Here is an 11,054-nt window from a genome sequence, read left to right on the forward strand (position 1 = left end):
GGCCGCCCCCGGATTGCTTCGTCGCTTTGTTTCTTGCAATGACGGTGCGGTTCAGGCTGAAATCATCCGTCTCTTATCCAAGAGTGAGAGCACGATCGATGCGAAAAACCGGTACCCGCTTTTTCGCATCCTGCTCCAGGGCGAAGATCGTGGCCGGGCCACCTTGCCTCCGCCCGCACGGTGACGGCCCGGACGAACAAGCGCGTTGCGGGTTCGGCGAGAAGGATCGTCAAGGCGAGGAGGAACAGGACCACCGTTGCCCGCAGACGGGTGGGGGGCGGTGCGATGGAGCGCGTTTGCAGCACAGGCTGGATCGCCGGCCGGTCATGGGAGATGGAAACGGGCGCAACCCGTCGCAGCGCTTGTCTGGCAGGCGCGCCGAACGTCGCCGTCATCAGTTCAGCACCGCCTTCGTCGACCGCCAGCCAATGCTTTGCAAAGGCCGAATGCTGGACCGCAGGCAAACCCGTCTGGGAGCGCTCGCCGTCGCGGTCTTGCCGGGCAGGGTTCTCCGACGTTGCCAAAGGCGCCTCCATCTGTGTCGCGATGCGCTCCCAATCGCCCGCAGCGGAATCATCGCCGGCTGCAGTGCTGGCTTCGAGATCCGCTGCAGGATGATAGCTTCGGTTCAGCGTCTCATCGTCAGACCCAATGTTGGACGGCGTCGACACGAATGACGTCGTCTTCGCCGAGATAGCTTCCATTCTGGACGCTGATGAGTTCAAGCGGCTCGATACCGCGGTTCTCCAGCTGATGGATGGCCCCCAGCGGGATGAAGATGTGCTCGCTCCTGCCGAAGCGACCGATCGTCTCGTCGATGGTCACGGTGGCTGTGCCACGGACCACCACCCAGTGCTCGGATCGGAAGCGATGCTTCTGCAACGACAGGTGCCCTTGGGGCGAGACGATGAGCCGCTTGACCTGGAAACCCTCGCCGGAATCGACGATCTGGTAGGAGCCCCAGGCGTAATGAACGCTTGAGTGTGTCTCGGCCTGGCTGCAGCCCTTGCTGCGCAAGAGCTCGACGATCTGCTTGACCTCCGCTGCGCGGCTGCGGTCGGCGACAAGAACGGCATCCCGGCTCGCGACGATGATGAGATCCTCCACGCCGAGGACGGAGGTCATCGGCCCGTCCGTCGAGACCAGGCAATTATGCGCGTCGAACAGTTCGACATTGCCGCGGCGGGCATTCCCGCTGCCATCATGGTCGCTCAAGGCCCACAGGGCGTCCCAGTTCCCGACATCGGACCAGCCGCAGGAGGTGGCAATGACGGCGGCTCGTTCCGTGCGCTCCATGACGGCGAAATCGATCGAACGCTTCTCAGCCTTCACGAAATCGGCCAGGGCCAGGGCAAAAGCGCCATCCTCGTCTCGTCCGTTCGCGAGAGCGGCTTCGACCGCCTTCACCGTCGCCGGTTCGAAGGAGCGATATTCCTCGATCAGCGTTTGGGCGCCGAACAGGAAGTTGCCCGAGTTCCAGAGCCAGCCTTTGAGGAGATATTCCGCAGCACGGTGTCCGTCAGGCTTCTCGGCGAAGCGCTCGACGCGCCGGGCTTCGCCCTCGAGGACAACCCCAGGCTCGATCCAGCCATATTCCGTGCAGGCATGGCGCGCCGTAATCCCGAATGTGACGAGGCGTCTGGCGCGGGCGGCGGGAAGGCCGTTCGCAACGGCGTTCCGGAAGGCCGCCGGGTCGGTAACGACATGGTCGGATGCGACCACGAGGACAGGGGTGTCCGCGTGTTGGCTTGCGCTGTCTTGGCTCGCCGCGACCATGCAACCGGCAAGGATGGCAGGCCCGGAATCGCGCCGCTCGGGCTCGAGCACGATATCGGCCGAGGCGTTTATCTCCGCAAGCTGCTTCTCCGCCAGGACGCGATGAGTGTGGTTGGTCAGGATGATCGGCCGCTCGAACAGCTTGTGCCGCAACCGCAGGACGGTGTCCTGGAATGTCGAGCGCTCACCGAGGAGCATAGCGAACTGCTTCGGGAGAGAGTTCCGGGATGTGGGCCACAGCCTTGTCCCGGCGCCGCCGCACATGATGATCGGACGTATCTTCGAAGGCATCTGGGATCCTCTCGGCGGCGTAGCGGCGACGGGGCGTTACCGGCTGGCAAGGCCCGTGAGTGAGCGAATGCTTGTCTGAGTCTCTTCAGACTGTTTGCTGTCGATCGCCCCTCGCTTCGGCGTGATCTGGATGATGTCGCCCGGCTGCAGGGAGGTTTCGAAGCTCGCCTGGATCGTTGCCGGTGCGAGACCTGTTTGGCGCGTGATCCGGAGGTCCCAGTCGGTCGCGGCACCGGATCCCTCGCTGGCGGCCAGCCTGCGGCGCCGGCTCTCGGCGATTTCGCGCGCGGTCGGAATGCTGCGCTCGACCTCCAATATCTTCTGCCGTGTTTCCTGGAGCTCGAGGACGACGCGGCGCATATAGGTCGTGTCGAGTTCCCTTAGCCGAAGCGTCAGCTCGCCCAGCGCCGTTTCGTTCTTGGCGAGTTCGGCCTTGATGCGGGCGGCCTCGCTGCGCGTGCGGGCATATTCGCGCTCGCGCTCGACCTGAACGGTTCGCAGCCCATTCCCGGTCGCGGCGAGCTTGTTGTATTCGGCCGATTGCTCTTGTGTCAGATCGACCTGGCGCTTGGCCAAGTCGGCCTGCTCGGTCAAAGCGGTCCTTTCGGATGCGAGCCGTGCGACCTGCTGGCTCAGCAATTCGCGCTCGCCCTCGCGCGCACGGCGCTGGAAATCGAGGATTTCCTGCTCTCCAGCCATGATCTGGGCGCTGCCCGGCGTCCGCGCTGCCAGCAGCGCGAGCTGCTTCATGCCGTCACGCTCGGCCTCCAGCCGGAGCCGTCTCGCCATCAGCGTCTGGAGCGATGTGCCGAGCAGTTGCTCGCGCTCGTCGGCAAGCAAGAGCTCGGACCTGAGTACGGCGAGCGACTCGTCGCCGACGCGATAGCCGCCGGCCAACGCGATGGCTCCCAGAACACTGAGTCCGTGCCGGAAAGGATAGGTCCCCGGCGAGCGAACCTCACCCATGACGTAGACGGGCTTCAGTTCGGCGATCCGCAGGCTGACGACGGCATCGCGAAGATAGCCGTCCATGAGTGCACCGCGGATGCGCCCCTCCGCTTCGGGCGCGGTGAGCCCGCCGATCCGGATGCGCCCAGCCAGGGGCATGTTCACCGCGCCTGCTCCATCGAGCACGAAGTCGCCGGAGAGATCCGACTGGCCGAAGACGGAGATCGTGACCTTGTCGCCGATCGAGAGCGTTTCGTCCGCTTCGCGTTCCGCCGCCGACGCGCTTTGCCCCATGAGGAAGCTTGGCATCATGAAGAACAGGAAAGCGAGCAGCACCGGGAGGGAATACCGCAGGCTGCGTCGTCCCGAGCTGCCGAGATGCGCAGGTGTTCCGGATGTGGGACGAGGTCCCCGTTGATCAGTTGAGGCGTGCAAGGTCAGCTCCGACCGTCCTACCCAGGCAAATCCCAGGATGGGATGCCGGGCGGCGTCAGGATGTCAGGACTAGGCCTGCTTTCCGCGTTGCCATTCAGGCCAAGGCGCGTCGCCACGGGATTAACCCCAACGTGCTGTGCGGCTGTCGCAGCCGCGTCAGGACATCACGCTGGGGCGCGGGCTCCCACCAGAGGATGACCCTCCCAAAGCGTCCTTTGAGAACGGAATGCTTACGGCAAAGCTGCCGGCTCGTTCCCGTGTACGACCCGGCGGAGTTCCGACATGCAGAAGCGTATTCTCGTCACAGGCGGTGCTGGCTTTCTCGGTTGCCATCTTTGCGAACGCCTGGTCGCTCAAGGTCATCAGGTCCTGGCGGTCGACAACTACTATACGGGTCGCCGCGAAAATCTGAGCGCGCTTCTCGGACAGCCTCAGTTCGAGGTGATGAGGCACGACGTGACCTTCCCGCTCTATCTCGAGGTCGATGAGATCTACAATCTCGCCTGCCCCGCCTCGCCGGTGCACTATCAGCGCGATCCCGTGCAGACCACGAAGACAAGCGTGCTCGGGGCGATCAACATGCTCGGCATGGCCAAGCGGCTCGGCATTCCGATCCTGCAGGCCTCGACCAGCGAGATCTATGGCGATCCCGACGTCCATCCCCAGGTCGAGGACTATCGCGGATTGGTCAGCATCAGCGGACCGCGCGCCTGCTACGACGAGGGCAAACGCTGCGCCGAGACGCTGTTCTACGACTACAACAGGCGCCACGGCGTCGCGATCCGCGTAGCCCGCATCTTCAATACCTATGGCCCTCGCATGAATCTCGAAGACGGCCGCGTCGTCTCGAATTTCATCGTCCAAGCGCTGCGCAACGAACCGATAACGCTCTACGGAGACGGTCAGCAAACACGAGCCTTCTGCTTCGTCGACGACCTGGTCGAGGGGCTGATGCGCTTGATGAACGTCACGCAACCGCTGGACGGCGCGGTCAATCTCGGCAACCCGGTCGAGACCTCCATGGCAGAAATCGCGAAGCTGATCGTTTCGATGACGGGTTCGCGCTCGCAGATCGTCTTCAGGCCGCTGCCCCAGGATGATCCGCGCCAGCGCTGCCCCGACATCGGCAGGGCGCAGGAACTGCTGCACTGGAGCCCCAGGGTCCCGCTGCGCGAGGGCCTCGAGCGCACGATCGCCTATTTCGACGATGTGCTGTCGAGGATTCACGATCCTGTGCGGCGGGTCGAGGTCGCGAGGGCCAGCTGATGACATCGCAAACCCCGATTCCTCGCGCCCGGATCATGGGCGTGAATGTCAGCGCCATCACGATGGCGGATGCGCTGCGCGCGATCGAAGACTGGATCGGCCGGAAGGCTCACCACTTCGTCTGCATCACCGGCGTCCATGGGGTGATCGAAAGCCAGTCGGATCCGGCGCTCATGGCGATCCATGAACATGCCGGGCTGGTTACGCCAGACGGGATGCCGCTGGTCTGGATGGCCCGCAAGCTCGGCCATCGGCATACGCAGAGAGTCTACGGCCCGGATCTGATGCTGCAGCTCTCCGCATTGTCGGCGGAGAGGGGCTATCGCCAGTATTATTTCGGCGGCGCTCCCGGTCTTGCCGAGCGCCTGCGCGACCGTCTCACGGAGCGTTTTCCGGGGCTTGCCGTGGCAGGCACCTTCTCGCCGCCGTTTCGGCCCGCCCCGGCCGAGGAGGACGAGGAGATGGTGCGCATGATCAACGATGCCAGACCCGATATCGTCTGGGTCGGGCTCAGCACTCCGAAGCAGGAATACTGGATGGCCCAGCATCTCGGCCAGATCGATGCGCCGGTCATGATCGGTGTCGGGGCAGCTTTCGACTTCCTCGCCGGCACGAAGCGCCAGGCGCCGCTCTGGATGCAGCGAACCGGGCTCGAATGGCTGTTTCGGCTGTTGTCGGAGCCACGGCGACTCTGGCGCCGCTACGGCAAGATCGTGCCGCAGTTCATGGTTGGAGCCAGCTTGCAGCTTCTTAGGGCGAAGGCCGCGGCAGCGGCTACCCACAAAAGATAGATCGTCTCAAGAGAGGTATAATTCGGTTTGGCGACTGCTGGATAAAGTAAAAATCGATATCCCTGAAACTGAATACTCGGTGGAGTGGTCTAATGTCTCAAAAACCTGTTTTGGTCACGGGCGCTGGCGGCTTTATTGGCTTCCATCTGGTCAATTACCTGAAGAATCGAGGCTACAAGGTCCGGGCCGTCGACATCAAGGACCCGGAGTATCAGGTCAGCACGGCGGACGAGTTCAGGATTCTGGATCTCCGCGAGCTTGACGACTGCCGCGAGGCCGTTCACGGCGTGTCCGAGGTCTACAACCTTGCCGCGGATATGGGTGGCATCGGCTATATCTCCGGCGCGCACGCCTCGATCACCTACAACAACACGATGATCAGCGCTCAGATGCTCAAGGCCGCGCACGACGCCAAGGTCGAGCGCTTCCTGTTTTCGTCATCGGCCTGCGTCTACCCGCAGCATCTCCAGGATGTCCCCTCGGTGGTGCCGCTGAAGGAAGAAGATGCGTTCCCGGCCGATCCGGAACCCGGATACGGGCTGGAGAAACTCTATACCGAAAAGCTGTGCCAGTACTTCATGGAAGATTACGGCTTCCAGACCCGGCTGGTCCGCTTCCACAATGTCTACGGACCGCTCGGCACCTATGACGGCGGCAAGGAAAAGGCGCCCGCCGCCATCTGCCGCAAGGTCGCGCATGCGAACTCCGGCGACACGATCGAGGTCTGGGGAGACGGCAAGCAGACGCGCTCCTTCATGTACATCGACGATTGCGTCGAGGGAATCTATCGCATCATGCGGTCGGATTATTCCGGGCCGCTGAATCTCGGCACGGATGAGCTCGTCGACGTCAGCGGGCTCGTCGACATCATCGCCGAGATCGCCGGAAAGACGATCCTCAAGCGTTTCAACATCAATCGCCCGCAGGGCGTCCGCGGCCGCAACAGCGACAACACCCGCCTGCGCGAAGTGCTGGGATGGGAGCCGCTGATCCATCTCAGGCAGGGGCTGATTCCGACCTATGCCTGGATCGAGGGACAGGTGAAGGCCGGCGGGGCCGACCGTCAGGCTTTGATCGAGCCGATTCCGAGGGTTGCAGCCCAATAGAGCCGGATGACTTCAGATAGGTTCACACCGTGCTCCTGCCTGAAATCTGAATCCGTCTCTCATCGAAGAGTGAGAGCAGGATCGATGCGAAAAACCGGTTCCCAGTTTTCCGCATCCTGCTCCAGAGCGATTTCGAGCGAAGTGGGTACCGGTTCGCGTGAAAAAGTCGCGTTAAAACAATGATCTAGCGCAATTGTACGATCCAGATCGATTGGATGTTGCGCTAGCGCAGCTAGGTTCCGCCATCACGTGGCACGGGAGTTCGCTATGCCGGACGTTGTCACCACCGTTGTCCCATCCGCGATCGCCATCGCAAAGCCTGGCCACCAGCTCGGTGCGAACGTGGAGCCTGCAATGCGGCGGCAGCTCGTCGCCGCTGCGCTGCTGGCGGGAGATCTCGTCGCACTAACGATCGTCGCCGGCATCCTGCAGCTCGGCGCGACCATGGCGGCTGCCGATACCAGAATCGACATGGCGAGCCTGATGTTGGTCTGGGTTCCGGCGCTATGCGGGGCACAGGCCTGCTTTGGGCTGTATGGCTCGGAGCGCGCCGAACCTGTCGACAGGCTGCGCCGGCGCACGCTCGGCAATGTCACGGCGGCAGCGGGGGTGATGTTGTGGCTGATGATCGCAGCGCCGCCCTCCCATTTCTGGGGCTTCGTCGTCATCGGGGCGGCGCTGACCATTCTGCTCGGCTATTATGTCGAGGCGCTCGTCCGGAGCGTATTGCTACGCCACTCGCTGTGGACCGCCCCCACCATCCTTTACGGAACGATGTCGGCCTGCGCGGCTCTTGCACGCAATCTGGTTTTACGACCGGAGCTGGGGCTGAGGCCGGTCGCCATACTGAGCGATGATGACGGCTATGCCTTGTCCGACGCCGGACAGATGGCCGGTATTCCGGTCATCACTTCCGGACAGGCCAATGTCATCTCCTCGCGGATCGAGGTCGCTCTTTGCGCATCGGGCGATCTGCGCGGAGAAAAAGCGGACTGGCTTGCGCGCCTGCCTTTGCGCCAGATCTTCGTCGTTCACGACGCCTCGGCGCTTCAGGTCCTGAATCCGCGGCTAAGGGCGATGGGCGGGTTGCTGGGGCTCGAGCTGCGCAGCACCATTCACATGCCGCGCAATCTGCGCCTGAAGCGCATTGCGGATCTCGCGGTGGCGATACCGCTTGCTCTTCTGGCGCTGCCCGTGGTCGTCCTGTTCGCGCTTGCCGTAAAGGCGGTCGACGGCGGCTCCGCCTTCTATGCGCAGCCGCGGATCGGCCGAAACGGCCGCATCTTCAATGTCTACAAGCTTCGCAGCATGTATGCGGACGCCGAAGCGAGGCTGGCCGCGCATCTTAGCGCCGACAGCGCCGCACGGCAGGAATGGGAGCGATTCTTCAAGCTGTCGAACGACCCTCGGATCCTGCCCGGGATCGGGCATTTCATCCGCCGGTCCAGCGTCGACGAGCTGCCGCAGCTCTGGAACGTCCTGCGCGGCGATATGAGCATCGTCGGGCCGCGGCCGTTCCCTGCCTATCACAGCCAATGTTTCGACGCCGCGTTCCAGGTCTTGCGGACGAGCGTGCCGCCTGGCCTGACGGGCTTGTGGCAGGTGACCGACCGCAGCGATGGCGACCTCGCGGTCCAGAAGCAGCAAGATAGCTTCTACATCCATAACTGGTCGTTCTGGCTGGACTTCTACGTCCTGCTCCAAACCGTTCCGGCAGTGCTGCTGGCGCGAGGTGCGAAGTAACGCGCCGCAAGCGGTTTCGCGTTTGCGGGACGCCTGGGGCGCAGTCGACCGAGACCTTCACTCGGGTCAATCGAGATCAGCCGGGGCAAGCCATCATGGATTTCTTCAGCGAAATGCGAGGCCCTCGCCAGCCGGCGATGTTGTCCAGCCACTATGATGCCGTGAGCTTCAATGTTCTCGCCATGCTTTGGCAGCGACGCGCGCTGATCCTGTCGACGGCCTGCGGCAGCATGCTGCTTGCAGCTTTGGCCACGATGATCATGCCGCCACGCTATGCGGCCGATCTGGTGCTGCAGTTCGACTTCACGCGCGAGGACGCCCCGCATGGAGGCGGCAAATCGAGCAGCGTCGCGCTCGATGCCTCCACGCTCGTCGAAAGCGAGGCGCGGATCATCCGCTCGCTTGCGACGGCGCGCGCCGTCGCGTCGCGCATGGGGCTCGATAGCGAGCCCGAGAAGCCGGCTTCGTCCCTGTCCGGCCTTGTGGCGGGCGCAGCCGAGCTGATCTTTTCTTCGCCGGTTCGCAACCGCATCCGGGAGTTTCTGGGGCTTGGTGGCGCAGGCCCCATGACCGTGCCGGCGAGGCGCGACATCGTCGCGCAGAGATTGCTGTCGTCGCTGACGGTCAGCAACGATGCGAAAGCCTATCTGATCACCCTTAAATATCAGGACACCGACCCCGATCGCGCCGCGCGCATCGTCAATGCCTTTGGCCTTGAATATCTGCGGCGGAAAATGGAGGCCACTGCAAGCGCCTCGCAGCGCTCCAGCCAGTGGTTTGGACTGCAGGCGCAGGAGGCGCGCGCCAATCTCGTCAGGATCGACAAGGAGATCGAGGACTTCCGTGTCCGGACCGGCTTCGTCGAGCTCGGCCAGGACGGGGCAGACATGCAGCAGCAGCAGCTTCGCGACATGCTGGCCCAGCTCAATGCCGCCTCGGTCGCGCGCCTTGGGGAGGAGACGCGCCTGAACCGCGCGCAGGTATCGCTTGCTGCCGGCAATGTGCCGCAGGCGACGGATCTCGGCGGGTCTCCGGTCGTTCAGGCGCTTCTGGACGAGGAAGGAAAGGCGCGCAGGGCCCTGGACGAGATGGTCAGTTCGGCCGGTGATCGCCACCCTGCGGTCGCCCGGCTCAAGCTGACGCTCGCATCGGTGCAGGAGCGGCTCAAAAAGCAGCTGGCGCAGTCGGTCGCCAATATCGAAACCGATGTTCAGGCTGCCCGCGCCGCCGAGGCTGCGCTGACGCAGCGCGTCGCAGCGCTCCAGACGAAATCCATTGAGTCCAGAGGACTGGAAGGCCAGCTGAAAACCCTGCAGGCCGAGGCGACCGCCGCGCGCGATCGGCTGAAGCAGCTCTCGGACGCACAGCAGCAGTCCAGCGCCGTGAGCGAGTTGAGGCCTGTCGTGGCGCAAATCCTGGCGCCCGCTGAAGTTCCCTCGCTGCCGGCTTCCGCCAGCCCCGCGCTCGTGCTCGGCCTCGCTTTGATGGGCGGGCTTGCCGCCGGGGGATCGCTCTCCTATGCGTTGGAGAAGCGCGACCGCGGTTTCCGCAGCGAGAACGAGTTCGCGGCAGAGACCCGCGTCAACTGCGTCGGCCTTCTTCCCAATCTCGAGCACTATCCGGGCGGTTTGGAAAGTCTCGTCTTCGCCGAAGCGGTGCGATCGACGGTGGCCAGTTTGTTCCCTCCGACCAACCCGCCGAAGGTCGTGCTGATCACGTCTTCGGCGCCAGGCGAGGGCAAGTCCTTCGTCGCCTCGGCGATGGCCCGCGTGCTCGCGAAGATGGGGCAGCGGGTTCTGGTGGTGGATGGCTCGCCCCGGCGCTTGCTGCTCGGCGAAAACTTCCCGCACGAAGCCCTGCTCGACCAATGCCTCCCTCAGGCTGGCGATGTCAGCGCCGCGGGTGGGACACCCGTCGCGACAGTCCGGCGAGCGTCCGGCCTACGGGACGGCCAGAACGTCTACTCGAATCCGGCGTTCGAGGCGATGCTGCGCGAGGCGCGGGCGAGGTACGACATCATCCTGTTCGAGGTCGCGCCAGTCCTGCTTTCGGCCGACAGCGCATTGCTGCGCGAGCACGCCGACACGGTGCTGCATGTCGTCAAATGGAACGATACGCGCAAGACGACTGTCGCGACGACGCTCGATCATCTCGCCCGGCTGGGGTTGGATGTCGGGGGCATCGTGCTCAATTGCGTCGATCTCGAGGAGCAGGGGCGCTACAACGCTTCCGATCGCGGTCAGATCTACCGGGACTACAAATCCTTCTATCAGGCTTCGGCATGAGCAGGCGCTCGCCTCACCCCGCTCCGCCCTTGCCAGCCTTGCCGGCAGCCGCGGAGTTCAGCTGTCAGGGCTGTGGTTCGCCTGCGGTTTCGCTGCCGCGCGACCTGTCTGGCCAGGGGCTCGTGACCTGCGATCGCTGCGGGCGACCTGTCGCGACTCTCGCCGCCTTCCGGAACTACGTCGAACGCCTGGCGGCGGGCCCCCAGATCTGCGACCACCATCTGACGGTTTGCCATTCCAGCGCGGCAGAGCCTTCTCCATCCACAGGATGGGGGATAATTCTGTAAGATGCAGCGCGTTGATATAGTGTGCCAATTTTGAACAATTAGTACTGACGTACTAATTCTCTACGATATAAATTCGCCTTTCTGGGTAGAATAGCCTTGCCATCCCGGGGTATCTAGGAGGCGAGA

At 63.7% G+C, this 11,054-nt stretch carries 8 protein-coding genes; 5 read left to right on the plus strand and 3 right to left on the minus strand.

The features are described 5' to 3' along the window. Positions 1 to 62: 62 nt before the first annotated feature. From BMZ97_RS30570 to BMZ97_RS02700, 3 genes are read right to left on the minus strand one after another with little or no spacing between them, the layout of a single operon-like run. Entirely contained in the window at positions 63 to 671 is a 609-nt protein-coding gene (locus BMZ97_RS30570; protein ID WP_175525405.1) for a hypothetical protein, read from the minus strand. After that, the gene (locus BMZ97_RS02695) at positions 643 to 2,067 is read right to left on the minus strand and encodes a mannose-1-phosphate guanylyltransferase/mannose-6-phosphate isomerase (RefSeq protein ID WP_092165201.1); all 1,425 of its coding nucleotides are present in this window, start codon (positions 2,065 to 2,067) and stop codon (positions 643 to 645) included. Before BMZ97_RS02695 ends, BMZ97_RS30570 begins: the two co-directional genes overlap by 29 nt. Before the next feature lie 36 nt (positions 2,068 to 2,103). After that, a complete protein-coding gene (locus tag BMZ97_RS02700) occupies positions 2,104 to 3,351 on the minus strand; it encodes a polysaccharide biosynthesis/export family protein (RefSeq protein ID WP_092165203.1) in 1,248 nt (415 codons plus the stop codon). A 381-nt stretch (positions 3,352 to 3,732) separates the two neighbouring features. Here BMZ97_RS02700 and BMZ97_RS02705 point away from each other — a divergent pair, with 381 nt between their 5' ends. From BMZ97_RS02705 to BMZ97_RS02725, 5 genes are all read left to right on the plus strand, one after another. Beyond that, the gene (locus BMZ97_RS02705; protein ID WP_092165205.1) at positions 3,733 to 4,716 is read left to right on the plus strand and encodes a UDP-glucuronic acid decarboxylase family protein; all 984 of its coding nucleotides are present in this window, start codon (positions 3,733 to 3,735) and stop codon (positions 4,714 to 4,716) included. Continuing rightward, entirely contained in the window at positions 4,716 to 5,507 is a 792-nt protein-coding gene (locus tag BMZ97_RS02710) for a WecB/TagA/CpsF family glycosyltransferase (RefSeq protein ID WP_092165206.1), read from the plus strand. The genes BMZ97_RS02705 and BMZ97_RS02710 overlap by 1 nt, the downstream gene beginning before the upstream one ends. 92 nt (positions 5,508 to 5,599) lie before the next feature. Continuing rightward, complete coding sequence (locus BMZ97_RS02715; protein ID WP_092165207.1) at positions 5,600 to 6,613, plus strand: NAD-dependent epimerase/dehydratase family protein; 1,014 nt, start codon at positions 5,600 to 5,602, stop codon at positions 6,611 to 6,613. Positions 6,614 to 6,967: 354 nt separating this feature from the next. Then, complete coding sequence (locus BMZ97_RS02720) at positions 6,968 to 8,356, plus strand: sugar transferase (RefSeq protein WP_244546206.1); 1,389 nt, start codon at positions 6,968 to 6,970, stop codon at positions 8,354 to 8,356. 161 nt (positions 8,357 to 8,517) lie between these two features. Next, the gene (locus BMZ97_RS02725; protein ID WP_175525406.1) at positions 8,518 to 10,641 is read left to right on the plus strand and encodes a GumC family protein; all 2,124 of its coding nucleotides are present in this window, start codon (positions 8,518 to 8,520) and stop codon (positions 10,639 to 10,641) included. The last annotated feature ends 413 nt before the right edge of the window (positions 10,642 to 11,054 follow it).

Origin of the sequence: Allobosea sp. OK403 (genome assembly GCF_900113835.1) — a bacterium.
Lineage (GTDB): Bacteria > Pseudomonadota > Alphaproteobacteria > Rhizobiales > Beijerinckiaceae > Allobosea.

Excerpts from the sequence above, each read along its gene's own strand:
- BMZ97_RS02695 (WP_092165201.1), bottom strand. The coding sequence starts at position 2,067 with ATGCCTTCGAAGATACGTCCGATCATCATGTGCGGCGGCGCCGGGACA.
- BMZ97_RS02705 (WP_092165205.1), top strand. The coding sequence starts at position 3,733 with ATGCAGAAGCGTATTCTCGTCACAGGCGGTGCTGGCTTTCTCGGTTGC.
- BMZ97_RS02710 (WP_092165206.1), top strand. The coding sequence starts at position 4,716 with ATGACATCGCAAACCCCGATTCCTCGCGCCCGGATCATGGGCGTGAAT.
- BMZ97_RS02715 (WP_092165207.1), top strand. The coding sequence starts at position 5,600 with ATGTCTCAAAAACCTGTTTTGGTCACGGGCGCTGGCGGCTTTATTGGC.
- BMZ97_RS02720 (WP_244546206.1), top strand. The coding sequence starts at position 6,968 with ATGCGGCGGCAGCTCGTCGCCGCTGCGCTGCTGGCGGGAGATCTCGTC.